Source organism: Streptomyces sichuanensis (assembly GCF_020328095.1).
GTDB classification, from domain to species: Bacteria; Actinomycetota; Actinomycetes; order Streptomycetales; family Streptomycetaceae; genus Streptomyces; species Streptomyces cinnamoneus.
In genome coordinates this window covers 72,434-98,251 of the sequence record NZ_JAIXMK010000026.1, presented here as the reverse complement: position 1 = coordinate 98,251, position 25,818 = coordinate 72,434, and the positions used below count along the sequence as shown (strand labels likewise).

Annotated in this window: 21 protein-coding genes and 1 riboswitch; of the genes, 15 read left to right on the top strand and 6 right to left on the bottom strand. The window is 71.6% G+C overall.

Going from position 1 to position 25,818, the window contains the following annotated elements; genetic code table 11:
* Positions 1 to 153 precede the first annotated feature (153 nt).
* From clsA to LE181_RS11120, 10 genes are all read left to right on the top strand, one after another.
* Entirely contained in the window at positions 154 to 744 is a 591-nt protein-coding gene (gene clsA / locus LE181_RS11170; RefSeq protein WP_225661072.1) for a cardiolipin synthase ClsA, read from the top strand.
* A gap of 73 nt (positions 745 to 817) precedes the next feature.
* Positions 818 to 3,313 (top strand): mannose-1-phosphate guanyltransferase, encoded by a 2,496-nt coding sequence (locus LE181_RS11165; RefSeq protein WP_225661071.1) that lies wholly within the window; start codon positions 818 to 820, stop codon positions 3,311 to 3,313.
* A 169-nt stretch (positions 3,314 to 3,482) separates the two neighbouring features.
* Positions 3,483 to 4,364 (top strand): DUF881 domain-containing protein, encoded by an 882-nt coding sequence (locus tag LE181_RS11160; RefSeq protein ID WP_225661070.1) that lies wholly within the window; start codon positions 3,483 to 3,485, stop codon positions 4,362 to 4,364.
* Positions 4,361 to 4,693, top strand: a complete 333-nt coding sequence (locus LE181_RS11155) for a small basic family protein (RefSeq protein WP_071964751.1) — start codon at positions 4,361 to 4,363, stop codon at positions 4,691 to 4,693. Before LE181_RS11160 ends, LE181_RS11155 begins: the two co-directional genes overlap by 4 nt.
* Positions 4,694 to 4,698: 5 nt before the next feature.
* Positions 4,699 to 5,754: a DUF881 domain-containing protein gene (locus LE181_RS11150; protein WP_225661069.1), complete on the top strand. Its 1,056-nt coding sequence runs from the start codon at positions 4,699 to 4,701 to the stop codon at positions 5,752 to 5,754.
* Positions 5,755 to 5,884: 130 nt separating this feature from the next.
* Complete coding sequence (locus LE181_RS32635) at positions 5,885 to 6,733, top strand: FHA domain-containing protein (RefSeq protein WP_372458314.1); 849 nt, start codon at positions 5,885 to 5,887, stop codon at positions 6,731 to 6,733.
* Between the two features lie 42 nt (positions 6,734 to 6,775).
* Entirely contained in the window at positions 6,776 to 7,564 is a 789-nt protein-coding gene (gene ftsR, locus LE181_RS11135; RefSeq protein WP_225661068.1) for a transcriptional regulator FtsR, read from the top strand.
* A 51-nt stretch (positions 7,565 to 7,615) separates the two neighbouring features.
* Positions 7,616 to 8,089, top strand: a complete 474-nt coding sequence (locus LE181_RS11130; protein ID WP_099198755.1) for a bifunctional nuclease family protein — start codon at positions 7,616 to 7,618, stop codon at positions 8,087 to 8,089.
* Positions 8,090 to 8,299: 210 nt separating this feature from the next.
* Positions 8,300 to 8,947, top strand: a complete 648-nt coding sequence (locus LE181_RS11125; protein ID WP_225661067.1) for a MerR family transcriptional regulator — start codon at positions 8,300 to 8,302, stop codon at positions 8,945 to 8,947.
* A 90-nt stretch (positions 8,948 to 9,037) separates the two neighbouring features.
* Positions 9,038 to 10,480, top strand: coding sequence for a DNA polymerase IV (locus tag LE181_RS11120; RefSeq protein WP_225661066.1), 1,443 nt, complete (start codon positions 9,038 to 9,040; stop codon positions 10,478 to 10,480).
* Here the strand turns inward: LE181_RS11120 and LE181_RS11115 are convergent.
* The gene (locus LE181_RS11115) at positions 10,384 to 10,773 is read right to left on the bottom strand and encodes a PRC-barrel domain-containing protein (RefSeq protein WP_225661065.1); all 390 of its coding nucleotides are present in this window, start codon (positions 10,771 to 10,773) and stop codon (positions 10,384 to 10,386) included. The genes LE181_RS11120 and LE181_RS11115 overlap by 97 nt on opposite strands.
* Positions 10,774 to 10,898: 125 nt before the next feature.
* A riboswitch (glycine riboswitch) is annotated at positions 10,899 to 11,024 on the top strand.
* Between the two features lie 189 nt (positions 11,025 to 11,213).
* Here LE181_RS11115 and gcvP point away from each other — a divergent pair.
* A complete protein-coding gene (gene gcvP, locus LE181_RS11110; protein WP_225661064.1) occupies positions 11,214 to 14,099 on the top strand; it encodes an aminomethyl-transferring glycine dehydrogenase in 2,886 nt (961 codons plus the stop codon).
* 135 nt (positions 14,100 to 14,234) lie between these two features.
* Here the strand turns inward: gcvP and LE181_RS11105 are convergent, their stop codons facing one another.
* Positions 14,235 to 14,441, bottom strand: coding sequence for a DUF5999 family protein (locus tag LE181_RS11105; protein ID WP_308103120.1), 207 nt, complete (start codon positions 14,439 to 14,441; stop codon positions 14,235 to 14,237).
* Positions 14,442 to 14,755: 314 nt separating this feature from the next.
* Positions 14,756 to 15,343 carry a hypothetical protein gene (locus LE181_RS11100; protein ID WP_225661062.1) on the bottom strand — a complete coding sequence of 196 codons (588 nt, stop codon included), beginning with the start codon at positions 15,341 to 15,343 and terminating at the stop codon, positions 14,756 to 14,758.
* A 482-nt stretch (positions 15,344 to 15,825) separates the two neighbouring features.
* Here LE181_RS11100 and LE181_RS11095 point away from each other — a divergent pair, with 482 nt between their 5' ends.
* Together LE181_RS11095 and LE181_RS11090 are read left to right on the top strand one after the other, a co-directional pair.
* Positions 15,826 to 17,328 carry a glutamate-cysteine ligase family protein gene (locus LE181_RS11095; protein WP_225661061.1) on the top strand — a complete coding sequence of 501 codons (1,503 nt, stop codon included), beginning with the start codon at positions 15,826 to 15,828 and terminating at the stop codon, positions 17,326 to 17,328.
* Positions 17,329 to 17,549: 221 nt separating this feature from the next.
* Positions 17,550 to 18,275, top strand: a complete 726-nt coding sequence (locus LE181_RS11090) for a CPBP family intramembrane glutamic endopeptidase (RefSeq protein WP_225661077.1) — start codon at positions 17,550 to 17,552, stop codon at positions 18,273 to 18,275.
* Positions 18,276 to 18,320: 45 nt separating this feature from the next.
* Here LE181_RS11090 and LE181_RS11085 read toward each other — a convergent pair whose 3' ends face one another.
* The 3 genes from LE181_RS11085 to LE181_RS11075 form a co-directional block, all read right to left on the bottom strand.
* Positions 18,321 to 19,136 (bottom strand): PhzF family phenazine biosynthesis protein, encoded by an 816-nt coding sequence (locus tag LE181_RS11085; protein ID WP_225661060.1) that lies wholly within the window; start codon positions 19,134 to 19,136, stop codon positions 18,321 to 18,323.
* Between the two features lie 228 nt (positions 19,137 to 19,364).
* Positions 19,365 to 21,767, bottom strand: coding sequence for an ATP-binding cassette domain-containing protein (locus LE181_RS11080; protein ID WP_225661059.1), 2,403 nt, complete (start codon positions 21,765 to 21,767; stop codon positions 19,365 to 19,367).
* Between the two features lie 221 nt (positions 21,768 to 21,988).
* On the bottom strand, positions 21,989 to 22,600 hold the full coding sequence (locus LE181_RS11075; protein ID WP_225661058.1) for a hypothetical protein: 612 nt from the start codon (positions 22,598 to 22,600) through the stop codon (positions 21,989 to 21,991).
* A 93-nt stretch (positions 22,601 to 22,693) separates the two neighbouring features.
* Here LE181_RS11075 and LE181_RS11070 point away from each other — a divergent pair, with 93 nt between their 5' ends.
* On the top strand, positions 22,694 to 23,308 hold the full coding sequence (locus LE181_RS11070; protein WP_225661057.1) for a PadR family transcriptional regulator: 615 nt from the start codon (positions 22,694 to 22,696) through the stop codon (positions 23,306 to 23,308).
* A gap of 191 nt (positions 23,309 to 23,499) precedes the next feature.
* Positions 23,500 to 25,815 (top strand): glycoside hydrolase family 3 N-terminal domain-containing protein, encoded by a 2,316-nt coding sequence (locus LE181_RS11065; RefSeq protein ID WP_225661056.1) that lies wholly within the window; start codon positions 23,500 to 23,502, stop codon positions 25,813 to 25,815.
* The last annotated feature ends 3 nt before the right edge of the window (positions 25,816 to 25,818 follow it).

Genomic DNA, 25,818 nt, shown 5'->3' with positions numbered 1-25,818 from the left:
CCGGTTCCCGGCACCTTTACCGCCCCCACCGCCCCCAGCCAGCCCCCCAACCACCCCCGGCCGGGGCCCTTCGCCCCCTCCGCACCGGCCCAACCCGCCTGGGGGTAAAGTCGTGGGACATCGTTGGTACATATCCCCACAGGAGGCCCCCGGGTGGAGGTCCAGGAGACGCGCGTTCAGACCGACCGCGTCCTCACCATCCCGAACATCCTCAGCATGGCGCGCCTCGTCGGCGTACCCCTCTTCCTGTGGCTGATTCTCCAGAAGCACGACGGCTGGGCCCTCCTCGTCCTGGCGCTCAGCGGCGTCAGCGACTACCTCGACGGAAAGCTCGCCCGGCGCTGGAACCAGGTCAGCAGCCTCGGCCGGCTGCTCGACCCCGCCGCCGACCGGCTCTATGTCCTCTCCACCCTCTTCGGCCTGACGTGGCGTGAGATCCTCCCGCTCTGGATGACCCTCGCCCTCCTCGCCCGCGAGGCGATGCTGCTGGTCATGGTGTGGATCCTGAGGCGCCACGGCTATCCGCCGCCGCAGGTGAACTTCCTCGGCAAGGCCGCCACGTTCAACCTGATGTATGCCTTCCCGTTGCTGCTTCTCAGTGACGGTGAGGGCTGGTTGTCCTCACTCGCCGCGATTTTCGGATGGGCGTTCGCCGGATGGGGTACAACCCTGTATTGGTGGGCAGGGATCCTCTACGTGGTTCAGGTCCGCCGCCTGGTGAAGGCGGACGCCACGGCCGACTGACATCGCCCCGTCACAAGCCTTACCTGGCGTGAAGTCGGCATGACCGTCGTCTCTCAAGGAGGACGCTTCCGACATGAAGGCCGTCGTGATGGCCGGTGGTGAAGGCACCCGCCTTCGCCCCATGACCTCAAGCATGCCCAAGCCGCTCCTGCCGGTGGCCAATAGGCCGATCATGGAGCATGTGCTGCGCCTGCTCAAACGGCACGGGCTCACCGAAACCGTGGTGACTGTGCAGTTCCTCGCCTCACTCGTGAAGAACTACTTCGGTGACGGCGAGGAACTGGGCATGGAGCTGACCTATGCCAACGAGGAAAAGCCACTCGGCACGGCGGGCAGCGTCAAGAACGCCGAAGAGGCGCTCAAGGACGATGCCTTCCTGGTCATCTCCGGCGATGCCCTCACGGATTTCGACCTCACGGACCTGATCCGGTTCCACAAGGAGAAGGGCGCCCTCGTCACCGTCTGCCTCACCCGGGTACCCAATCCGCTGGAATTCGGCATCACCATCGTCGATGAGGAGGGCAGGGTCGAACGCTTCCTGGAGAAGCCGACATGGGGCCAGGTCTTCTCCGACACCGTCAATACGGGCATCTACGTCATGGAGCCCGAGGTCTTCAACTACGTGAAGGCCGATGTGCCCGTCGACTGGTCCGGCGACGTCTTCCCGCAGCTGATGAAGGAAGGCAAGCCGGTCTTCGGTTACGTCGCCGAGGGCTACTGGGAGGACGTCGGCACCCACGAGAGCTACGTCAAGGCCCAGGCGGACGTCCTCGACGGCAAGGTCGACGTCGACATAGACGGTTTCGAGATCTCGCCCGGTGTCTGGGTGGCCGAGGGCGCCGACGTGCACCCCGACGCGACCCTGCGGGGCCCGCTCTACATCGGTGACTACGCGAAGGTGGAGGCCGGCGCCGAAATCCGCGAGCACACGGTCGTCGGCTCGAACGTCGTGGTCAAGAGCGGCGCCTTCCTCCACAAGGCCGTGGTGCACGACAACGTCTATGTGGGGCAGCAGAGCAATCTGCGCGGCTGCGTCATCGGCAAGAACACCGACATCATGCGCGCCGCCAGGATCGAGGACGGAGCCGTCATCGGGGACGAGTGCCTCGTCGGCGAGGAATCGATTATTCAGGGGAACGTCCGGGTCTATCCCTTCAAGACCGTCGAGGCGGGCGCATTCGTCAACACCTCGGTCATCTGGGAGTCCCGCAGTCAGGCCCATCTCTTCGGTGCGCGCGGTGTGTCCGGCATCCTCAACGTGGAGATCACACCGGAGCTCGCGGTGCGGCTCGCCGGGGCGTACGCGACCACGCTGAAGAAGGGCGCGACCGTCACCACGGCGCGTGACCATTCGCGGGGTGCCCGTGCCCTGAAGCGCGCCGTGATCTCGGCCCTGCAGGCCAGTGCCATCGACGTCCGCGACCTGGAGAACGTGCCGCTGCCGGTGGCCCGCCAGCAGACCGCGCGGGGCAGCGCCGGCGGCATCATGATCCGCACGTCGCCGGGCGTGCCGGACTCGGTGGACATCATGTTCCTCGACGAGCGCGGGGCCGACCTCTCCCAGGCCGGACAGCGCAAGCTCGACCGGGTCTACGCCCGCCAGGAATACCGGCGCGCGTTCCCCGGCGAGATCGGGGACCTGTCCTTCCCGTCCAGCGTCTACGACTCCTACACGGGGTCGCTGCTGCGGTCCGTGGACACCACCGGTGTGGCCGAGGCCGGCCTCAAGGTCGTCGTCGACGCCTCCAACGGCAGCGCGGGTCTCGTCCTTCCCAGCCTCCTCGGGCGCCTGGGCGTGGACGCGCTCACCATCAACCCCGGTCTCGACGAGGCGCGCCCGACGGAGACCGCCGACGCCCGGCGCTCCGGGCTCGTACGGCTCGGCGAGATCGTGGCGTCGGCGCGGGCGGCGTTCGGCGTGCGGTTCGACCCGGTGGGCGAGCGCATCTCCCTCGTGGACGAGCGGGGGCGCATCGTCGAGGACGACCGGGCCCTGCTGGTGCTGCTGGACCTGGTCGCGGCCGAGCGGCGCAGTGGGCGCGTGGCGCTGCCGGTGACGACGACGCGCATCGCCGAGCAGGTGGCCGCGTACCACGGCACGCAGGTGGAGTGGACGACGACGTCACCGGACGACCTGACGCGGGTCGGCCGGGCCGAGTCGACCATCTTCGGCGGCGACGGCAGGGGCGGCTTCATCGTGCCGGAGTCCAGCAGCGTCTTCGACGGCACGGCCGCGTTCGTCCGGCTCATCGGGCTGGTGGCACGGACGCAGCTCACGCTCAGCCAGATAGACGCCCGTATTCCGCGCGCTCACGTCCTGCGGCGCGACCTGGCGACGCCGTGGGCGGTCAAGGGCCTGGTCATGCGGCACGTCGTGGAGGCCGCGGGCGACCGGTCGGTCGACACGACCGACGGGGTGCGCGTGGTGGAGGCCGACGGGCGCTGGGTGATGGTGCTGCCCGACCCGGCCGAAGCGGTGACGCACCTGTGGGCGGAGGGCCCTGACGACGCCTCGGCCCAGGCCCTGCTTGACGAGTGGTCGGCCGTCGTGGACGGCGCCGGGCGCTGACACCGTGCACGGGCCGCCCCGGACGTCGTCCTGATGTCCGAAGGGCGGCCCGTGCGGGGCGGGTGGGGCGTCGCTTTCCCGTTCCTGGATTGTCCCGGATCTGTCCCGGATCCGGCGCGCCGGTGGGGCCATTGGGAGACGACGGCCCCGACGTGCGACGATGTGCGGCATGTCGCAGCAGCCCCCCGTTCGGAGCACCTCATCGCCGCCTCCGCGTCCCGATGCCTCCATGTCGCTGCTGACCAATGTGATGGATCACAGCCTGGACGAGGGCTACGCGGAGGCCGCGGCACGGCGCGGCGAGGGCGGCAAGGGCCTTCCGAGTACGCTCCGTGCCAAGGTGGGGCTCGCCGCCGCGCTGCTGCTGTCAGCCGTGGTGGTGACCCTGGGGGCGGCTCAGGCGCGGATATCGGCACCGACGCTGGCCAAGGAGCGGGAGCAGCTCATCCAGCGGATCGAGGCGGAGACGTCGGCCGCCGACACGCTGCAGAAGAACGTCGACACACTGCGGGACGCGGTCGGCTCGAAGCAGCGTGACGTGCTGCAGAAACACGGTGGGGACAAGGCGGAGTTGGTGTCGCTGCTCGCCGGCGCCACGTCCGTGCAGGGCCCGGGGGTCAAAGTGGTCGTCGACGATGCCAAACAGGCCAAAACGGGTGGCGGTGGCCCCCGGGAGAGCAGTGGCTTCTCCGACACGGGGCGCGTGCGCGACCGCGACATGCAGCGCATCGTCAACGGACTGTGGCAGTCCGGTGCCGAGGCCATCGCCGTCAACGGGCAGCGGCTGACGTCGCTGTCGGCGATCAGGGCCGCGGGGGACGCCATACTGGTCGACAACAAGCCGCTGGTGCCGCCGTACACCGTGCTGGCGATCGGGAACGGTCAGCGGTTGAGCACCGCGTTCCAGGACAGTGCCGACGGCCAGTATCTGCACGTTCTGCAACAGAACTACGGGGTGCGCGCCAGCATTTCCGCCCAGGACGAGGTCCGGCTGCCTGCCGCGCCGAGTCTGATCGTACGTACTGCAAAGCCAGGGAAGGGCACATCGTGATCGCCGTATTGGGCCTCATCGTGGGAGTCGTGGTCGGGCTGGTCGTCCGCCCCGTGGTGCCGACGGCGGTCGAGCCCTACCTCCCCATCGCCGTCGTGGCGGCGCTGGACGCGGTGTTCGGCGGTCTGCGGGCGATGCTCGACGGGATCTTCGACGACAAGGTCTTCGTCGTGTCGTTCCTGTCCAACGTGGTGGTGGCCGCGCTGATCGTCTTCCTGGGCGACAAGCTCGGCGTCGGGGCGCAGTTGTCCACGGGTGTCGTGGTCGTCCTGGGTATCCGTATCTTCTCCAACGCGGCCGCCATCCGGCGGCACATCTTCCGGGCGTGAGACCGATGAGCACAGACGACACCCCGGAGATGTCCGGAGAGCCGGGCCGGCCGGAGCGGGCCGGGGAGCCGGAGAAGGCCGGACGGGCGGACGAGGCGCAGAAGCCGCAGGAGCCGCGAAAGCCGCAGAAGGGTGGCGATCCGCAGGAGTCCGGGGAGCCGCGGGAGAGCGGCGAGGCCGGCGCGGAGCCGGAACCCGGGGAGCCGAAGGGCCCGGACGGGCCGCCGCGGCCCGGGCCGCCGCCGGAGCCGGAGCCCGCAGCGGCACCCGGCGCCGGGGCCGGAGCGGCCCCGCAGGGCGGTGCCGTGCCCCGAAAGGAAAGCGCTCCGAAGGCCGCGCCGTTGACGGGACGTCAACGGCTGATGAACGGACTGTGGCCCCCGAGGCTGACACGGGCCCAGCTCACCGTGGCGGTGCTGCTGTGCGTGCTCGGGCTCGGGCTGGCCATCCAGGTCCGGTCGACGAGCGACAACAGCGCGCTGCGCGGGGCCCGCCAGGAGGACCTGGTGCGCATCCTGGACGAGCTCGACAACCGCACCAAGCGGCTGGAGGACGAGAAGCGCCGGCTGGACAACCAGCGGACGGAGCTGGAATCCAGCTCCAACCAGGCCGCCGAGGCCCGGAAGCAGACGGCGCAGAAGGAGGAACAGCTCGGCGTGCTCGCGGGTACGGTGGCGGCGCAGGGGCCCGGCATCGAGCTCACCGTGAGCGACGCGAAGGGTGCGGTCGAGGCGGACAAACTCCTCGACACCATCCAGGAGCTGCGGGCTGCGGGGGCGGAGGCGATCCAGATCAACGACGTCCGGGTCGTGGCCGACACCTATTTTTCCGGCTCTGCCGGAAAGGTGGAGATCGATGGGAAAAAGGTCTCCCAGCCCTATAAGTTCAAGGTCATCGGCAAGCCGCAGGACCTGGAGCCCGCGCTGAACATCCCCGGTGGTGTGGTGCAGACTCTGGAGAAGGAGCAGGCGGGAGTCAGTGTCTCCCGGTCTGAGAAGATCATTGTCGACGCCTTGCGCCCGGCGAAGCGGCCTGACTACGCTCGGTCGTCATCGCAGTGAGAGTGGCGCGCAGACGGGGCCCGCGGGGAGGGCGGGAGGTTGCGGGGGGTCGGCGCACCGGGTTCGTGGTGCGTGATGGAAACTGTCTGTTGACTGCGGACGTTGTGAGGATGTCCAGGTCGGACGGTGTGTGCAGCAAGGGTTTGTCCTGCCCCACGGGCGGGTCTGTTTCGGTCAAGGGGAATCGCCCGTGAAGTTGTTTGCGAAGTTGTTCGGCAAGAGCGCACGCCAGGAGGGCAGCACTGCCCGGCACCGGGCGTCGCGTCCGGTGGACGGCGGCGAGGGGGGCCACGAGGGCCGTCCGCTGTTCCGTGACCAGATGGACGTCGCGGGGACGCCGGGAGGCGACATTCCGGGCAGTCAGGGCGCGTCCTCTGTTGACCCTGCCCAGGCGGGGCGCATAGGTTTCGAGGCACCAGCGACCTCAAGTGCGGGTGGAGGGTTTGCCTTGCCGGTATGTACGAGGTGTGGCCACCGGAACGCCGAGGCCAGCCGGTTCTGTTCCAACTGCGGTGCGCCGCTGCGGCCGGGAGCCGTCGCCGAGCGCGCCTCGGAGACGACCTCGACCATCTCCATCTCCGGTCTTGAGGCGTACGACTCGGAGACGACCGGTCAGACGGCGATCCCGGCCCTGTCGCCCGAGGCGCAGGCCGCCGTCGACGCGCTGCCGTTGGGCTCGGCGCTGCTGGTGGTCCGCCGTGGCCCCAACTCCGGCAGCCGCTTCCTGCTCGACGCCGACGTCACCACGGCGGGACGGCACCCGCAGAGCGACATCTTCCTCGACGACGTCACCGTCTCGCGCCGGCACGTGGAGTTCCGCCGGGAGCAGGACGGCAGCTTCACCGTCAGCGACGTCGGCAGCCTCAACGGCACGTACGTCAACCGGGAGCCCATCGACTCCGTCGCGCTGTCCAACGGCGACGAGGTGCAGATCGGCAAGTACCGGCTGGTCTTCTTCGGCAGCCAGCGGGGCATCTGACCCTCTCCCGGACGCCGTCCGGGTGCACTCCAGGGAAGGGCCATGCTTCGAACACCGTCGGGCGGTACCGGATCTTCCGGTGCCGCCGCTGCGGAAGGCCGGCTGGTGAGCATCGGCACGGTGCTCAACCTGCTGCGCGAGGAGTTCCCCGAGGTCACCATCTCCAAGATCAGGTTCCTGGAGGCGGAGGGTCTGGTCGAGCCGCAGCGCACGCCCTCCGGATACCGCAAGTTCAGCACGGACGACGTGGAGCGGCTCGGGCACGTCCTGCGGATGCAGCGCGACCACTACCTGCCGCTCAAGGTCATCCGCGAGCAGCTGGACGCCCTGGCCCGGGGTGAGCGGGTCCAGCTCCCCGCCCCCGCCCAGCCCCGCGACGCGCTCGACGCGCTCGGCCTCCTGGAGGCCCCTGAGGGCCCGCAGGAGGCCGACGGGGTCCCGAGCGGCCAGGAGGGCCGCACGACCGCCCGCATCGGCAGGACGGAGCTCCTGGCCACCGCGGGCGTCACGGAGGGCGAGCTGGCCGAGTGGGAGTCCTACGGCCTGCTCTGTGCCCACCCGGACGGCGGATTCGACGCCGATTCCGTCACGATCGCGCGGCTGGTCGCGGACCTGGGCGGATACGGTCTGGAACCGCGCCACCTGCGCGCCGTGAAGGCCGCCGCCGACCGCGAGGCCGGACTTATCGAACAGGTGATCGCGCCGCTGCGCAGGCACCGCAACCCGCAGACCAGGGCGCATGCCGAGGCCACCGCGAAGGAGCTGGCCACCCTGGCCGTGCGGCTCCACGCCGCCCTCGTGCGGGCCGCCCTGCACCCCCGGGGACAGTGACGCACAGTGCCCGACTACCCAAACCTGCCGGGCACGTCCTAGGGTTGCTGTGTGAACGAGCTCGATGTCGTGGGTGTCCGGGTGGAAATGCCCTCCAACCAGCCGATCGTGCTCCTGCGTGAAGTGGGAGGCGACCGTTACCTCCCGATCTGGATCGGGCCGGGGGAGGCGACGGCGATCGCCTTCGCCCAGCAGGGCATGGCCCCTGCCCGCCCGCTGACCCACGACCTGTTCAAGGACGTGCTGGAGGCGGTGGGGCAGCAGCTCGCGGAGGTCCGCATCACGGACCTGCGCGAGGGCGTGTTCTACGCGGAGCTCGTCTTCGCCAGCGGGGTGGAGGTCAGCGCGAGGCCGTCCGACGCCATAGCGCTTGCGCTGCGCACCGGTACGCCGATCTACGGCAGCGACGGTGTGCTGGACGACGCGGGGATCGCCATCCCGGACGAGCAGGAGGACGAAGTGGAGAAGTTCCGCGAGTTCCTCGACCAGATCTCGCCCGAGGACTTCGGCAGCAGCAACCAGTGAGCGCGTCCGCTGCCGGAGGGCGCCGTGAGGGCGGTACCCGGCCGTGCCACGGGGGCGCCCGGGGGGCCATTCGAGTAGCCTTTCCCGCTACCTGGACACGTAAAACCACTCTCAGGGTGATTATCACTCGGCGTGCCGAGTGTGGCGATCGTTGACGCACCCCGAGCGACTGCCTACCGTCGAGAAGGCAGGTCAAGGACGGAGGTCGGCGTGAGAAGCACGGGCGACGGTACGGCGGTTGGCGGTCCGTATCCGCTGCATGGGGGAGCGGTCGAACCAGTGCCCCGCTATTCCGCTACGGCGGCGGTCACCACTCCGCGGGGGAGCGATTCCGACGGTCCCGACGGCTCCGGCTCCCGGGGCTCGGACGGCATCGGATACCGGGGGCCGACGGCATGCGCGGCGGCGGGCATCACTTACCGGCAGCTGGACTACTGGGCGCGCACGGGCCTCGTGGAGCCCAGCGTCCGGCCCGCGTACGGCTCGGGCAGCCAGCGGCTCTACAGCTTCCGGGACGTCGTCGTCCTGAAGATCGTCAAGCGGCTGCTGGACACCGGGGTCTCCCTGCAGAACATCCGCACGGCCGTGCAGCACCTGAGCACGCGCGGCATGGCCGACCTGGCGCAGATGACGCTCATGAGCGACGGCGCCACGGTCTACGAGTGCACGTCGCCCGACGAGGTCGTCGACCTCCTCCAGGGCGGACAGGGCGTCTTCGGGATCGCGGTCGGCGTCGTCTGGCGCGACGTCGAGAGCGCCCTGGCGCAGCTGCACGGCGAGCGCGTGGACACCGGTGAGACGCTCATCGGCCACAACCCCGCCGACGAGCTCGCGCGGCGCCGCAACCGCGCCGGCTGACCCCGCGCCCCCTCCGGCAGCACCGCGCCGGGCGGGGCGCTCCATCGCTGGTCAGTGCGATTGTCAGTGGTGTGCGGCAGCATCTGTCGTGTGAGAGGTGCACCGACGATTCTGCATCTGGACATGGACGCCTTCTACGCTTCGGTGGAGCAGGCGGCCAAGCCCAGCCTGCGCGGGAAGCCCGTGGTGGTCGGCGGGGTCGGCCCGCGGGGCGTCGTGGCCACGGCCTCGTACGAGGCGCGCGTCTTCGGCGTCCACTCCGCCATGGCGACCGCCCAGGCCCGGCGGCTGTGCCCCAACGCCGCCTACCTCACCCCCCGGTTCAGCCTGTACCAGCAGATCAGCCAGGTGGTCATGGGGCTGCTGGGGCAGCTGTCGCCGCTGGTGGAGCCCCTGAGCCTCGACGAGGCGTTCGTCGACCTCGAAGCGGGTGGCGTCGAGCCCTCGTCGGCGGCCGTCAGGGCCGTGGGGGAGCGGCTGCGGCGGGACATCACGGCGGTCACGGGGCTCACGGCCTCGGTGGGGCTGGCGGGCTCCAAGATGCTCGCCAAGATCGCTTCGGAGGGCGCCAAGCCCGACGGTCTCCTGCTCATCGAGCCCGGCACCGAGCTGGACCTGCTCGGCCCGATGTCGGTGCGCGCCATCCCCGGCGTCGGCCCCGCCACCGCCGAGACCCTGCGCCGGGCCGGGATCACCACCGTGGCGGAGACGGCCGGCGCCGGCGAGGACGAGCTGGTGCGGCTGCTCGGCAGGGCCCACGGCGCGGGCCTGTACGCGCTGGCCACCGGCCACGACGACCGCCCCGTCGTCGCCGAGCGCGACGCCAAGTCCGTCTCGGTCGAGGACACCTTCGCCGAGGACGTCACCGACCGCACCCGCGTCCAGCTGGAGCTCGCCCGCCTCGCCGACCGGTGCGTCCAGCGGCTGCGCGGCGCCGGGCGCTCCGGGCGCACGGTCGTCATCAAGGTCCGGCGCTACGACTTCTCGACGCTGACCCGCTCCGAGACGCTGCGCGGGCCCACGGACGACCCGGCGGTCGTCCGCGAGGCGGCCGCCCGGCTGCTCGACGGCGTCGACACCACCGCAGGCGTGAGGCTGCTCGGCGTGGGTGTCTCCGGCCTCGCCGACTACACCCAGGAGGACCTCTTCGCCCAGGCGGCCGGCGAGGCCGCACAGGGCACCGGGAGCGAGCTGCAGGAGGCCGCCGAGCCGCAGGAGCCGGCCGGCGCCGCCGGGCAGCCCCGGCGGTGGCTGCCCGGGGCGGACGTCCTGCACGCCGAGTACGGGGCGGGCTGGGTCCAGGGCAGCGGCGTCGGCCGGGTCACCGTCCGCTTCGAGCAGCCCTGGTCCGCGCCCGGCCGGGTCCGCACGTTCAGCGTCGACGACCCCGACCTCACCCCGGGCGAGCCCCTGCCGCTCGTGCGCGACGAAGCCGCTCAGCCCCCGGCCTTACCGGGCTCCTTCGCCGACGGCGGGGCGGGCGTTCCCGGCGGTGAGCCGGTGGCGTCCGGTGCCGGGAGGGCGAGCCCGTAGTGGTGGTAGAGCTGCATCTCCTGCTCGGGCGAGAGGTGCCGGCCCACCCCGAAGCCCGGCGCCTGCCGGATCAACGACCGCTCGTAGGGGATGCGCAGCACGTCGTCCTCCACGCGGCTCGGCTCCAGCGGCACGAAGGCGTCCCGGCCGAAGAGGCCGGTGCGCACGGCCGCCCACTCCGGTTCCCCGGTCACGTCGTCGAGGTACACCTCGTCCACGGTGCCGATCTTGATGCCGTTGCGGTCGAGGGCCTTGCGGCCGATCAGGCTCCGGGGATCGATGTCGGTCTGCACGTTTCCTCCCGTGGGTCGTCCTGGTCGCCCGAGCCGCCCCGGGAACCACGAAAGTGCACAAACCGGGAACCGGCCACTCGGGAGATCCGCCCGGAAAGGCACGCTGGTAGGCTGGCGATTGGCCGCAGACCCGTGCGGGAGAGTCCTCCACCAAGACCCAGTCCGGACACCGGACGCAGGGCCCTGGCGGGAGGCGCCGAAGGAGCAAATCCTCCCCGGAATCTCTCAGGCACATGTACCGCACAGGCGAGGTCACTCTGGAAAGCAGGGCGGGCCCCGGTCAGGCACGAACGCCGAGCCCTTCCTCACCGACGGTGAAAGCCGGGCCGTAGTGCGTGGCCCGGTGAAGCTCTCAGGTTGAGATGACAGAGGGGGAGGCCGTCCGGGTACCCGCGCCGTGGTACCCCTCGCAGGTCGTGACGACCAGGAGGCCCCCGCAGATGTCAGCCCACCGCAGCTCCCTTTCCGACCTGGAACGTGGCACGCCCTTCGAGGCCCGCCACATCGGCCCCGACGGCGAGGCCCAGGCGAAGATGCTCGCCCAGGTCGGCTTCGGCTCGCTCGACGAACTCACCGCCGCCGCCGTGCCGGCCGTGATCAGCAGCACCGAGGCCCTGGCCCTGCCCGACGCCCGCACCGAGGCCGAGGTCCTCGCCGAGCTGCGCACCCTCGCAGACCGCAACCAGGTCCTCGCCCCCATGATCGGCCTCGGCTACCACGGCACGTTCACCCCGCCGGTGATCCTGCGCAACGTCATGGAGAACCCCGCCTGGTACACGGCCTACACGCCGTACCAGCCCGAGATCTCCCAGGGCCGGCTGGAGGCGCTCCTCAACTTCCAGACCGTCGTCGCCGAGCTGACCGGACTGCCGACCTCCGGCGCCTCCCTCCTCGACGAGGGCACCGCGGCGGCCGAGGCGATGTCGCTCTCCCGCCGCGTCGGCAAGGTCAAGAACGGCGTCTTCCTCGTCGACGCCGACGCCCTGCCGCAGACGGTAGCCGTCATACAGACGCGGGCCGAGCCCACCGGCGTCGAGGTCGTCGTCGCCGACCTCTCCGCGGGCATCCCCGCCGACATCGCCGAGCGCGGCGTCTTCGGCGTCCTGCTGCAGTACCCCGGCGCCTCCGGCGCCGTGCGTGACCTGCGCCCGGTCATCGAGCAGGCCCACGGCCTCGGCGCGATCGTCACCGTCGCCGCCGACCTGCTCGCCCTGACGCTGCTCACCCCGCCCGGCGAGCTCGGCGCCGACATCGCCGTCGGCACCAGCCAGCGCTTCGGCGTCCCCATGGGCTTCGGCGGCCCGCACGCCGGCTACATGGCCGTCCGCGACCAGTACGCCCGCAGCCTCCCCGGCCGCCTCGTCGGCGTCTCCGTCGACGCCGACGGCAACAAGGCGTACCGCCTCGCCCTGCAGACCCGCGAGCAGCACATCCGCCGCGAGAAGGCCACCAGCAACATCTGCACCGCGCAGGTGCTCCTCGCCGTCATGGCCGGCATGTACGCCGTCTACCACGGCCCCGAGGGCCTCGCCGCGATCGCCCGCCGCACCCACCGCTACGCCACCCTCCTCGCCGAGGGCCTGCGCGGCGCCGGAGTCGAGATCGTCCACGGCGCGTACTTCGACACCCTCACCGCGCGCGTCCCCGGCCGCGCCGCCGAGGTCGTCGCCGCCGCCCGCGAGCTGGGCGTCAACCTGCGGCTGACCGACGCCGACCACGTCGGCATCGCCTGCGACGAGACCACCACCCGGGCCCAGGTGGCGTCGGTGTGGTCGGCCTTCGGCGCCGAGGCCGACATCGAGGCGCTCGACGCGGTGGTCGAGGACGCCCTCCCCGAGGGCCTGCTGCGCTCCGGCGAGTACCTCACGCACCCGGTCTTCCACCAGCACCGCTCCGAGACCGCCATGCTGCGCTACCTGCGCCGCCTCGCCGACCGGGACTACGCGCTGGACCGCGGCATGATCCCCCTCGGCTCCTGCACCATGAAGCTCAACGCCACCACCGAGATGGAGCCGGTCACCTGGCCCGAGTTCGGCGCGCTGCACCCCTTCGCGCCGGTCGAGCAGGCCGCGGGCTACCGCACGCTCATCACGGAGCTGGAGGAGCGCCTCGCCGAGGTCACCGGGTACGACAAGGTCTCCCTCCAGCCGAACGCCGGCTCGCAGGGCGAGCTCGCGGGCCTGCTGGCCGTCCGCGCCTACCACCGCGCCAACGGCGACGACCAGCGCACCGTCTGCCTCATCCCGTCCTCCGCGCACGGCACCAACGCCGCCAGCGCCGTGATGGCCGGCATGAAGGTCGTCGTGGTCAAGACCGCGGACGACGGCGAGGTCGACGCCGACGACCTGCGCGCCAAGATCGAGCAGTACCGCGACGAGCTGTCCGTGCTGATGATCACCTACCCGTCGACGCACGGCGTCTTCGAGGAGCACGTCGCCGACATCTGCGCGGCCGTCCACGAGGCCGGCGGTCAGGTCTACGTCGACGGCGCGAACCTCAACGCGCTGGTGGGCGTGGCCAAGCCGGGCCACTTCGGCGGCGACGTCTCGCACCTGAACCTGCACAAGACCTTCTGCATCCCGCACGGCGGCGGTGGCCCCGGCGTCGGCCCGGTCGCCGTCCGCGCCCACCTCGCCCCGTACCTGCCCAACCACCCGCTGCAGCCCACCGCCGGGCCGGCCACGGGCGTCGGGCCGATCTCGGCCGCGCCGTGGGGCTCCGCCGGCATCCTGCCGATCTCCTGGGCCTACGTGCGCCTGATGGGTGGCGAGGGCCTCAAGCGCGCCACCCAGGTCGCCGTCCTCGGCGCCAACTACATCGCCAAGCGCCTGGAGCCGCACTACCCGGTGCTCTACACCGGCCCCAACGGCCTGGTCGCCCACGAGTGCATCGTGGACCTGCGGCCGCTGACCAAGGCGACCGGGGTGAGCGTCGACGACGTCGCCAAGCGCCTGATCGACTACGGCTTCCACGCGCCGACCATGTCCTTCCCCGTCGCCGGCACGCTGATGATCGAGCCGACGGAGAGCGAGGACCTCGCCGAGCTGGACCGTTTCTGCGAGGCGATGATCGCCATCCGCGCCGAGATCGACAAGGTCGGCTCGGGGGAGTGGGACAAGGACGACAACGCGCTGCGGAACGCCCCGCACACCGCCGCCTCGGTGGCCGGCGTCTGGGAGCACCCCTACAGCCGTGAGGAGGCCGTCTTCCCGGCCGGGGTGTCGGCCGCCGACAAGTACTGGCCGCCGGTGCGCCGTGTCGACGGTGCCTTCGGCGACCGCAACCTCGTCTGCTCCTGCCCGCCGCTGGAGGATTACGACGGCTGACGCGCCTGACGCGTGGCCCCCTGACAGGGGTCGGGGCCGGTTCGGCGTTCGCGCCGGGCCGGCCCCTTCATGTGTGCGTGTTCGTGTGCGCGTGCTCAGGTGTCCGTGTGCGTCCTGTGCAGGACGTGCGCCGCACTAGGCGGCGGTCACCACATGGTCGGTGCCGAGCGACCGGTGCGGGGCGATGATCTGCCCGTCCGGCAGCAGCTCACCGGTGTCCTCGAAGCAGAGGACGCCGTTGCACAGCAGGCTCCATCCCTGCTCCGGGTAGGTGGCCACCAAGTGGGCCGCCTCCCGGTCGCTGGAGTCGGCTGACGGGCACGTGGGCTGGTGCTGGCACATGGAAGGGATCTTTCGCTCTGATGTGGTGGCTGTCCTGCGGCTCGATGCGGTGGTCATGCCGCCCCCCGTTTGAATACGTCGTCGGTCCCAGTGTTGCCCTACGGGCCTGATTCCGCAGGGATTTACCGGTGACGCTCCTCACAGGAGGATGACGCATCACCCGTGCGGGCGGTTGCCTCCAACTCGCCGGTCCCTTTGGGGGGTTCGGGATGGCCGTAACGGGCTAGTCCGTAGGGGTGAGGGGTGGGGACAGCGGTGCGCCCCGCGACTCCCCTGGCTCCAGGGGGCGCGGGGCGCATGACCGTGCGCGTGACTCAGGCGGTCGCCTTGAGCTGCGGGCCGGGGGTCAGCCGGAGGGTGATCACGGGCAGCAGATCGCTGACGCGGTGCGGGCGGTGGGCGGCGATGCCCGGCGGCGCGGGGGCCAGTGGTACGAGGAGGTCGCCCGGAGCGAACAGTTCTGACGAGGCGTCGGCCGTGATGTCGGCGTGCAGCCACAGGGTGAGCATGTAGAGCTCCGGCACCGACAACAGGCGCGGCTGGTACGGCGTCGGCAGCGCCTCGGCCTGGTGCAGGGCCCGCTCGGTGGACGCCAGGTAGGGGCCTTCGAAGAAGTGCGAGAAGGCCCAGCCGTCGGGCGTGAGCATCGCCTCGCCGGCGGCCACCGCCCGGCCGCCTCCCCGGATGAGGAAACGCCAGCCCGTCAGGCGGGTGCGCGGTGCCCCGCCCCGCGGACCGACCCGCTCCAGGACGTGCACCGGCAAGGGGAGTTCGGGGGTGAGTGGCGTCCCGGCGGACCTCAGGGACGGCGTGCGGGCCTCACGGACGGCGGTGGGGGAACCGAGGGCCGTGCGGACGCTGCGGAGGGCAGGCGCGGGGGCAGGGGGGACATGCAGGGGCATGGTGGGTCGCCTCTCGCTTCGGAGACACGGTGGAGCTGGGCAGGTGCGACGACGCTGTCGGCGTGCGGGGGTCAGAGGGGGGCCGGGACCGACTCCGGGGCGCCTACTCTCTGCCTCATTCCGGAGTTTATACGACACGTGTTCACATGGTGTTTCGTCTAGCTGTCGCCGGTATTTCCGACAAGGGGAAATCAGGGCCCGCCCACGAGGGGGATTTCGGTGTTTTTGTGACAGGGTCATACCCATGACCTCGGCCTCTGCAACACAAACGGTAGGCCGGATCTGATCGATGTTTATGCCCAGCGCATTGTCCCGCGCCCCGGTTCTCACTTCATGCCGATGGAATGTGCCGGAGTGCGCTCGGCGAGAGCCTAGCGGGTATGCGGGCGCCGTGATGCGTTATCGATCGCGTCGTCTGGGCATCATCGACCGTGACAAGGCGGTCGGCGCCGTGGGCGACCCGCATGAGGAGGGACGCTTGAATGGGTGAGAAGGTCGTGGCCGTGGGGTTCGACCTCGCCGACCGGCAGCACCACCGGAACAAGCTCCGGCAGTGTCTGGAAGGGCTGGCGAGGCTGCTGGAGGAGAAGCGGTTCGACCGCCCGCGGAATCTCATGGGGCTGGAGATCGAGCTGAATCTCGCGGGCTCGGACGGCATGCCGAGCATGGTGAATGCAGAGGTGCTCGAACGCATCGCGAGTCATGATTTCCAGACCGAACTCGGGCAGTTCAACCTGGAAGTGAACATTGTCCCCCACCGGCTCGCGGGAAGGGTTCTCGACCAGCTCGCCGAGGAGCTTCGGACCGGCCTGTCCTACGCCGACCGCAGGGCCATGGAAGTCGATTCGGGAATCGTCATGATCGGCATTCTGCCGACACTCACGAGTGGCGACCTGGTGTCCGCCAACCTCTCCGACGCCGACCGTTACTTCCTGCTCAACGACCAGGTCGTGGCCGCCCGCGGCGAGGAATTCACCATCGACATCGCCGGCGTCGAACGGCTCACCTGCACCGCCCGGTCGATCACCCCCGAGGCCGCCTGCACCTCCGTACAGCTGCACCTCCAGGTCACTCCGGGCCGGTTCGCGGCCGTATGGAACGCAGCCCAGGCCGTCGCGGGCGTCCAGATAGCCGTCGGCGCCAACTCGCCGTTCCTCTTCGGCCGCGAGCTGTGGCGCGAGTCCCGGCCACCGCTGTTCGTCCAGTCCACCGACACCCGGCCGCCCGAGCTCCAGGTCCAGGGCGTCCGGCCGCGCACCTGGTTCGGGGAGCGCTGGATCAGCTCCGCCTACGAGCTGTTCGAGGAGAACCTGCGCTTCTTCCCGCCCCTGCTGCCCATCTCCAGCGACGAGGACCCCCTGCGCGTCCTGGACGAGGGCGGCGTGCCGATGCTGCACGAGCTCACCCTGCACAACGGCACCGTCTACCGCTGGAACCGCCCCGTCTACGGAGTCGCCGACGGCGTCCCCCACCTGCGGGTGGAGAACCGGGTGCTGCCGGCCGGGCCGACCGTCACCGACGTCATCGCCAACACCGCCTTCTACTACGGGCTGATCAGGGCGCTGGCCGAGGAGCCACGGCCGGTGTGGACCCGCATGCCGTTCGCCGTCGCGGCCGACAACTTCGACACCGCCTGCCGCCACGGCATCGAAGCCTTCCTGCGCTGGCCCCGGGCCGGCCGCAGTGGCGCCCCGGCGCGGGTGCCGGCCGTGCGGCTCGTCCTGGAGGAGCTCCTTCCGCTGGCCGCCGCCGGGCTCGACGCCTGGGGCGTCGAACCCGCCGACCGCGACCACTACCTGGGCGTGATCGAGGAACGCTGCCGGCGCCGGGTCAACGGGGCCTCGTGGCAGGCCGCCACGTACCACCGGGCGCGCGAGCAGGGGCTGGACCGGGAGGCCGCACTCGCCGCCACCACCCGGCGCTACTGCGAGCTGATGCGCACCGGCGAGCCCGTGCACGCCTGGCCCGCCGGCCCCGCCGCCTGACACCGCCGCGCCCCGCCTCCGCACCGGCTCGAAGCCGCCGGGCAGGCTGTGACAGCATGACTGGTCGCGATCACCGGTCGTGCTGCGCGGCCGAGGTGACGGCCAGACGGGAGACGACAGTGCGGCAGAACGCTCGGAACGGCGACGCGGGCACCCGGCCGGAAGCCCTCCCGGGGCCGGCCGGCGACGGGCCGCTCGCGCGGCACGCGCTGCGCACCGAAATGCTGATCGTCCTGGCCCTGTCGCTCGGTGCGAGCGCGGTCTCGTCCCTGATCAGTTTCATCGGCGCGGCGACCCGGCCGGGCGGGCTGAAGGACCAGGCGGCCACCCTCAACCCCTCCCACGCACCCGGCCGGCCCTGGCTCGACCTCGCCTGGCAGCTCTTCGGCATCGCCACGGCCCTGGTGCCCGTCCTGCTCGTGGTCCACCTGCTGACGCGCGAGGGCACGGGGCCGCGGGCGATCGGCTTCGACCGCACGCGACCGGGCTCCGACCTGGCGCGGGGCGCACTGGTCGCCGCCGCCATCGGCGGCACGGGACTGGCCTTCTACCTCGCCGCGCAGGCGGCGGGCTTCAACCTCACGGTGGTGCCGGAGCACCTGCCCGACGTGTGGTGGAAGATCCCGGTGCTGATCGGCTCCGCCGTGCAGAACGCGGTGGTGGAGGAGGTCATCGTCGTCGGCTACCTGCTGCGCCGGCTCGGGCAGCTGGGCTGGACGCCGGCGGCGGCGCTGGCGGCCAGCGCGGTGCTGCGCGGCTCGTACCACCTCTACCAGGGGATCGGTGGGTTCGTCGGCAACATGGTGATGGGCGTGGTCTTCGTCCTGCTCTACCGGCGGTGGGGGCGGGTCGGGCCGCTGGTGGCCGCGCACGCGCTGATCGACGTCGTGGCGTTCGTCGGGTACGCGCTGCTGGCGGGCAAGGTGCCCTGGCTGCCCACGGCCTGAGACCCCCCGGCGTGGGCCGCCCCGAACGCCGGTGGGCGGTCCCGCCTACCCCAGCAGTTCGCCGTCGATGGTGGTGACGGCGGAGCCCGTCAGCAGCGTGCGGTCGCCGCGCAGCGTGGTGCGGACCAGGCCGGTGCGCGCGGACGCCTGCAGGCCCGTGAGCTCCTCGCGGCCCAGGCGCGCGGACCAGAAGGGCGCCAGCGCGGTGTGCGCGCTGCCGGTGACGGGGTCCTCGTCGATGCCGACGTTCGGGAAGAAGCAGCGCGAGACGTAGTCGTAGCCGCGCGTCGGGTCCTCGGCCGGGGCGGTGGCGATGATGCCGCGCCGGGAGTGCCGGCCGAGCGCGGCGACGTCCGGGGCGAGGCCCCGTACGGTCTTCTCGTCGGGCAGCTCGACCAGGAGGTCGCCGATGTGCGGGCCGGTGTCGTACGCGCCGAGCGGTGTGACGCCGAGGGCCTCGGCCACCCCCTCGGGCACGGCGAGCGGGGTGAGCGGCGAGGTCGGGAAGTCCAGGGTGATCGAGCCGTCGTCGTGCGCGGTCGCGGTGAGGATGCCGCAACGGGCGGCGAAACGCACGGTTCCGGTGGCGGCGCCGGTGGTGTGCAGGACGTGGGCCGTGGCGAGCGTGGCGTGCCCGCACATGTCGACCTCGGTGGCGGGGGTGAACCAGCGCAGCGCCCAGTCGGCCTCACCGCCGGCCGGCAGACGGTGGGCGAAGGCGGTCTCGGCGTGGTTGACCTCCATGGCGACGTGCTGCAGCCAGGCGTCGTCGGGGAAGCCGTCGGAGTCGAGCAGCAGGACCCCCGCGGGGTTGCCGGCGAAGGGGCGGTCGGTGAAGGCGTCGACGATTCGTATCCGCATGGCAGCACCGTAGGAGGTCGAAAGAACCGCAGGCCAGGGCCAATTGGCGGAGAGTGGACCGGAAGGGGGGCGCCCACCGGGTGGTTCGTGACCCGGTGGGCGCCGGTCCCGTAGGGGGACGACACCTGGCGGTGCGAGGGTGCGAGGTGCGACGGTGCGACGCGGCGGAGGCGGTCCGGCCGGCGGGCCGTCGGGGCCGGCTCGGGCGGGGCCCGGCCGGCGTTCCGGTCAGGCGCCGACGTAGGCCGCGAGGTGCTCGCCGGTGAGGGTGGAGCGGGCGGCGACGAGGTCGGCGGGTGTGCCCTCGAAGACGATCCGGCCGCCGTCGTGGCCGGCGCCCGGGCCGAGGTCGATGATCCAGTCGGCGTGGGCCATGACCGCCTGGTGGTGCTCGACGACGATGATCGACTTGCCGGAGTCGACGAGCCGGTCGAGCAGGCCCAGCAGCTGCTCCACGTCGGCCAGGTGGAGCCCGGTGGTCGGCTCGTCGAGGACGTAGACGCCGCCCTTCTCGGCCATGTGGGTGGCCAGCTTGAGCCGCTGCCGTTCGCCGCCGGACAGCGTGGTGAGCGGCTGGCCCAGGCTGAGGTAGCCGAGACCGACGTCGGCGAGCCGGTCCAGGATGCGGTGTGCGGCGGGCGTGCGCGCCTCGCCGGCGCCGAAGAACTCACCGGCCTCGGTCACCGACATCGCCAGCACCTCGCTGATGTCGCGGCCGCCGAGGTGGTACTCCAGCACCGACGCCTGGTACCGCTTCCCCTCGCACTCCTCGCAGGGGGCGGAGACGCCGGCCATCATCGCGAGGTCGGTGTAGACGACGCCGGCGCCGTTGCAGGTGGGGCAGGCGCCCTCGGAGTTGGCGCTGAACAGCGCCGGCTTCACGCCGTTGGCCTTCGCGAACGCCTTGCGGATCGGATCGAGGAGCCCGGTGTACGTCGCCGGGTTGCTCCGTCGGGAGCCGCGGATCGCGCCCTGGTCGACCGACACCACGCCCATCTCGGCGGCCCCCGGCTGTCCCGGCAACGACCCGTGCACGAGCGAGCTCTTGCCGGAACCGGCGACGCCGGTGACGACGCAGAGCACCCCGAGCGGGATGTCGACGTCGACGCCGCGCAGGTTGTTCGCCGTCGCACCGCGGACCGGAAGCCGGCCGGTGGGCGTCCGCACCGTCTTCTTGAGGGCGGCCCGGTCGTCGAAGTGGCGGCCGGTGACGGTGCCGCCGGCCCGCAGCCCCTCCACGGTGCCCTCGAAGCAGACGGTGCCGCCCGCCGTCCCGGCGCCGGGGCCGAGGTCGACGACGTGGTCGGCGATCGCGATCGTCTCCGGCTTGTGCTCCACGACGAGCACCGTGTTGCCCTTGTCCCGCAGGCGCAGCAGCAGGCCGTTCATCCGCTGGATGTCATGGGGGTGCAGGCCGATGGTGGGCTCGTCGAAGACATACGTGACGTCGGTGAGCGAGGAACCGAGGTGACGGATCATCTTGACGCGCTGCGCCTCGCCGCCCGACAGCGTGCCCGCCGGCCGGTCGAGCGCGAGGTAGCCCAGCCCGATTTCCACGAACGAGTCGAGGGTCTGCTGCAGTGCGGTGAGCAGCGGTGCCACGGACGGCTCGTCGAGGCCGCGGACCCACTCGGCCAGGTCGCTGATCTGCATCGCGCATGCATCGGCGATGCTGATCTTCTTGATCTTCGACGACCGGGCCCCCTCGCTGAGCCGGGTCCCCTCGCACTCGGGACAGACGCTGAAGGTCGTCGCCCGCTCCACGAAGGCGCGGACGTGCGGTTGCAGCGCGTCGACGTCCTTGGACAGCATCGACTTCTGGATCTTCGGGATCAGCCCTTCGTACGTCAGGTTGATGCCCTCGACCTTGATCTTGGTCGGCTCCTTGTGGAGGAGGTCGTGGAGCTCCCGCTCGGTGTAGTTGCGGATCGGCTTGTCCGGGTCGAAGAAGCCGCAGCCCTTGAAGATGCGGCCGTACCACCCGTCCATGCTGTAGCCGGGGATCGTGAGCGCACCCTCGTCGAGCGACTTGGAGTCGTCGTAGAGCTGGGTGAGGTCGATGTCGGACACCGTGCCCCGGCCTTCGCAGCGCGGACACATGCCGCCGGTGCGGGTGAAGGTCGCCTTGACCGCCTTCTTGGCTCCGCGCTCGACGGTGATCGCACCGGCCGCCCGGACCGAGGGGACGTTGAAGGCGTACGCGCCGGGCGGGCCGATGTGCGGCTTCCCGAGCCGGCTGAAGAGGATGCGCAGCATCGCGTTGGCGTCGGTGGCGGTGCCGACCGTGGAGCGGGGGTCGGCGCCCATGCGCTGCTGGTCGACGATGATGGCGGTCGTCAGGCCGTCGAGCACGTCGACCTCGGGCCGCGCCAGCGTGGGCATGAAGCCCTGGACGAAGGCGCTGTAGGTCTCATTGATCAGCCGCTGCGACTCGGCGGCGATCGTGTCGAACACCAGCGAGCTCTTGCCCGACCCGGAGACGCCGGTGAACACCGTGAGGCGGCGCTTCGGGATCTCGATGCTGACGTCCTTGAGGTTGTTCTCGCGCGCGCCGTGGACGCGGATCAGATCGTGGCTGTCGGCGGCGTGGGCGGCGGGCACGTGCGTGTCCGTCCTCGTGGCCTTGCTCATCGTCTCTCCCTCCGTCGGGCCCCTGTCGGGGCGGGACCGCCCTCGCCGTCTGCGCCGGCGACCCTGGCTCGATCCGATCGGATCCGAGCGTACGTCTGCCGGCTTCCGCCCCGGCCCTCGGCGAAGGCGAAGTGATCGGCCTTCGATGAGAGAGGGCCAGTGGCCCGTGACGGCGAAGGGTGATCCCTCGCGAGCGAACTCCGGTCCGGGGACGGCTTCGGTCAGTGGCCGCCGCTGGGGGTCTCGCAGCCGGAGTGGTCGGGGTAGCCGCCGAAGGAGTCGGCTCGGGTGGAGTCGCGGTTCATCGTGCCCTCCACGCACAGGGGAGAGGAGTCGACCTCGATGAGGAAACCGACCCCGGTGGGGCCGTTCTCGTACGCTCGCACCTTCCCGGCGGGGTAGCCGAGGCCGGTGAGCGCGTTGCGGGTGTGTTCCGGGGCGAAGTCGCCGCGCTTGCGCAGAGGTTCGAGCGCGGCCTCGATGCGCCCGACGGCCGCGAGCCCGTCGCAGCGGCGGCGGCCGTGCAGCGGGAAGGGGACCCTGAAGCCGTGGTTCTCGGCATAGCGGTCACCGGGCGCGGCCGGGCCCGGTGTGTCCGCAGTCGGCGGTGGTGTCGGCGTGGGGCTCTCGCCGGGGCACGGGAAGTCCACCGGTGCACTCGGCGTCGATGGTCCGGTCGGCGTGGGGTGCGTACGCCGGGACGCGTCGGCGGTATCCCCTGACTGCTGTGTTCCGCATCCCGTCGCCAGTACGGCCAGCACCGCCGCCGGCACGGCCAGCACCGCCACCGGCAGCGTCCCGCGCCGGACCCGTGTTCTCTTGATGATCGCCATTCCCCGATCCTCTCCTGGCCAGGCTTGTCGTTCAATCGTTTCCGATATATCGTTGAGTTATCGCGACCGATCAACGATTGGGAGGACGTCATCATGCGTTTTCACGGACACGGTCATGAGCACTGCGGACCGGGCGCCGGTGCGGGACCCCAGGGGTCTCAGGGGCGCGGCGGTCCCGGTGGGCGGCGGGCCGCCTTCGGGCCCTTCGGTCCGCCGTTCGGCGGCCCGCCCTTCGGCGGGCGCGGGCGCGGCGGCCGGGGTGGTGGCCGGGCGCGGCGCGGCGACGTGCGCGCCTCGATCCTGGCGCTCCTCAAGGACCGCCCCATGCACGGCTACGAGATGATCCAGGAGATCGCCGAGCGCAGTGGCGGCACCTGGAAGCCGAGCCCCGGTTCCGTCTACCCCACGCTGCAGATGCTGGAGGACGAAGGGCTGATCACCAGCGAGAGCGAGGGCGGCAAGAAGCTGTTCACGCTCACCGCGGCCGGCCGCAAGGAGGCCGATGCGGGCCCGCAGACGCCCTGGGAGGACGTCGGGCGCGGCATCGACAGGGAGGCCGCCCAGGAGATCCGCCAGGCCGGCTTCGGCCTGATGGAGGCGCTGGGGCAGGTCTGGAAGACCGGCACCCCCGAGCAGCAGGAGAAGGCCCTGGCCGTCCTCAACGACGCCCGCAAGAAGATGTACCTGATCCTCGCCGACGAGGGCTGACCCGGGCACGGGGGTGTTCGCGGGATCCGCATTCGCGAACACCCCCGTTCTCGCGTTCCCGACGGGCGCGCACCGCCCCCCGGAGGACGGCAAACGCCTGCTGTTCTCCTCCGGCCGCGCGTGTTCCTTGACGATGCGTCAGGGCGGTACGAGACTCCGGTTCCGGATCCGATCAGGAACGGAGCCCCGCCATGGCCCCGCGTACGCTCCGGCGCCGGCCCGCGCTCGTCCTTGCCGCCACCGCGCTCTGCGCGGCCCTCCTCGCCGGCAGCGCCCCCGCCGCGGCCGGCCGGGACGCGCCGCCCGGCCGGGCCGCCCGCGACGCCGCGGGCGAACGGGTGCGCGACCTGCTGCGCCGCATGACGCTCGACGAGAAGATCGGGCAGATGACCCAGATCGCCGTCGTCAGGCTGCAGGGCGACTGCCGCGAGAGCGGCGGCGAGCTCCGTGACGCATGCCTGCGCACCGTGCTCCGCGACCACGCCGTCGGCTCCGTGCTCTCCGGCGGAGGCATGGGCCCGCCCCGCAACACCCCGGCCGACTGGGCCCGGATGGTCAACGCCGTGCAGAAGTACGCCCTGGAGCACAGCAGGCTGCACATTCCCGTGCTCTACGGGACCGACGCCGTCCACGGCCACAACAACGTCCTGGGCGCCACCGTCTTCCCCCACCAGATCGGCCTCGCCGCCACCTGGGACCCCGCGCTCGTCCGCAGCGTCGCCGACGCCACCGCCCGGGCCGTCGCGGCCACCGGCATCGACTGGAACTTCGCCCCCGTCGCCGACCTCGCCCGCGACCGGCGCTGGGGGCGCTACTACGAGACCTACGGCGAGGACCCGCTGCTCGCTGGCGCGCTCGCCGCCGCCGCGGTACGCGGGACCGAGGGCGCGCGGGGCGCCAAGAAGGTCGCGGCCACCGTCAAGCACCTCGGCGGCTACTCCGAACCCGCCAACGGGCACGACCGGGTACCCGCCGACGTCTCCCCGCGCTACCTCCAGGACACCCTCCTCGCCCCCTACCGCACGGCGATCCGGGCGGGCGCGCAGAGCGTGATGGTCAACTCGGGGGCACTCAACGGCGTGCCCGCGACCGCCTCGCGCCACCTGCTGACGGACGTGCTGCGCCGGCAGTGGGGGTTCAGCGGCGTCACCGTCTCCGACTGGCAGGACGTACGCGCCCTGTGGACGAAGTACAAGGTGGCCGCCGACTACCCGCACGCGATCGCGCTCGCGGTCAACGCGGGCGTCGACATGACGATGGAGCCCTACGAGGCGGGGGAGTTCACCGACGGGCTCAGAGCGGCGGTCCGTTCCGGGCTGGTCTCCCGCGCACGCATCGACGAGGCCGCAGGGCGGGTCCTGCGGATGAAAGAGAGGCTGGGGCTCTTCGAGCGGCCCTTTGTCGACGCCGGGCGCGCAAACATCGACGTTCTTGGCGCGGACCGCGATCTGGCCCGACGCGCGGCCGCCGCGTCCCAGGTGCTGCTCCGCAACGACAGGGGCGTCCTGCCGATCCCACCGTCCGCCAGGAAGATCGTGGTGGCCGGCGCCCATGCCGACGACATGGTGGACCAGGTGGGTGGGTGGACCGTCGGCTGGCAGCGGGTTCCCGACGGGGTGAGGCTGCCCGGCACGACCGTCCTGGAGGGCATCGAGGAGGCGGCGCCCGCCGGAACCCGGGTCGTCCACGCACCGGATGCCCGCCGTGCGGCGGAGGAGGCCCGCACCGCCGATGTGACGGTCGTCGTGGTCGGGGAGAAAGCAGCCGCCGAGGGGGAGGCCGACAGCCCGAGGCCCGAACTCGCCGCGGACCAGCAGGCCCTGGTGTCGTCCCTGAAGGCGAGCGGGAGGCCGGTCGTGGTCGTCGTGCTCGCCGGGCGCCCCCTGGTGCTCGGTGAGGCGGCCGGCACGGAAGGGCTGCTGATGTCCTGGCTGCCGGGCACCGAGGGCGGGCACGCCGTGGCGGACGTGCTCTTCGGCAGGACCGACCCCGCCGGACGGCTGCCGGTGTCCTGGCCGCGCCGGACCGGCAACGAACCGCTGTACTACCAGCAGTTGCCCGGCACCAACGCGGGAGCGGAGTCCGCGCACGACGTGGCGTACGACTTCGGCGACGGGCTCTCCTACACCACCTACCGCGTCGACTCCCTCGCGCTCGACACGTCGTCCGTGCCGGCCGGCCGTGCGGTGGGGATGACGGTGCGGGTCAGCAACACCGGGGCGCGGGACGGCGGCCTCGTGCTCCCGGTGTACGCCTCCCGGCCGGTGAGCGGCGTCCTGGCGCCCCCGCGGAAGCTGGTGGCCTTCACCACGGTCCGCCTTGGAGCCGGGCAGTCGCGCACGGTGCGGCTCACCGTTCCACCGAGCGCGCTCGCGGTGACGCCCGGCGACCTGGACGGAGCGGGGCCGCCGCACGTCGAACAGGGGGCGTACGTCCTCACTGCCGGGGAGCGCACGGCCGCACTGGACGTCAGCCGGGGCGTACCGGCGGGAAACGCGCGCCCCTGAGAC

What these genes read in the sequence shown, in the direction of transcription:
- LE181_RS11080 (WP_225661059.1), bottom strand. Translation starts at nt 21,767, where the DNA reads ATGAGCAAGGCCACGAGGACGGACACGCACGTGCCCGCCGCCCACGCC.
- LE181_RS11075 (WP_225661058.1), bottom strand. Translation starts at nt 22,600, where the DNA reads ATGGCGATCATCAAGAGAACACGGGTCCGGCGCGGGACGCTGCCGGTG.
- gcvP (WP_225661064.1), top strand. Translation starts at nt 11,214, where the DNA reads ATGTCAGCCCACCGCAGCTCCCTTTCCGACCTGGAACGTGGCACGCCC.
- LE181_RS11105 (WP_308103120.1), bottom strand. Translation starts at nt 14,441, where the DNA reads ATGTGCCAGCACCAGCCCACGTGCCCGTCAGCCGACTCCAGCGACCGG.
- LE181_RS11100 (WP_225661062.1), bottom strand. Translation starts at nt 15,343, where the DNA reads ATGCCCCTGCATGTCCCCCCTGCCCCCGCGCCTGCCCTCCGCAGCGTC.
- LE181_RS11095 (WP_225661061.1), top strand. Translation starts at nt 15,826, where the DNA reads ATGGGTGAGAAGGTCGTGGCCGTGGGGTTCGACCTCGCCGACCGGCAG.
- LE181_RS11160 (WP_225661070.1), top strand. Translation starts at nt 3,483, where the DNA reads ATGTCGCAGCAGCCCCCCGTTCGGAGCACCTCATCGCCGCCTCCGCGT.
- LE181_RS11070 (WP_225661057.1), top strand. Translation starts at nt 22,694, where the DNA reads ATGCGTTTTCACGGACACGGTCATGAGCACTGCGGACCGGGCGCCGGT.
- LE181_RS11165 (WP_225661071.1), top strand. Translation starts at nt 818, where the DNA reads ATGAAGGCCGTCGTGATGGCCGGTGGTGAAGGCACCCGCCTTCGCCCC.
- LE181_RS11065 (WP_225661056.1), top strand. Translation starts at nt 23,500, where the DNA reads ATGGCCCCGCGTACGCTCCGGCGCCGGCCCGCGCTCGTCCTTGCCGCC.
- LE181_RS11085 (WP_225661060.1), bottom strand. Translation starts at nt 19,136, where the DNA reads ATGCGGATACGAATCGTCGACGCCTTCACCGACCGCCCCTTCGCCGGC.
- ftsR (WP_225661068.1), top strand. Translation starts at nt 6,776, where the DNA reads ATGCTTCGAACACCGTCGGGCGGTACCGGATCTTCCGGTGCCGCCGCT.
- LE181_RS11090 (WP_225661077.1), top strand. Translation starts at nt 17,550, where the DNA reads ATGCTGATCGTCCTGGCCCTGTCGCTCGGTGCGAGCGCGGTCTCGTCC.
- LE181_RS11150 (WP_225661069.1), top strand. Translation starts at nt 4,699, where the DNA reads ATGAGCACAGACGACACCCCGGAGATGTCCGGAGAGCCGGGCCGGCCG.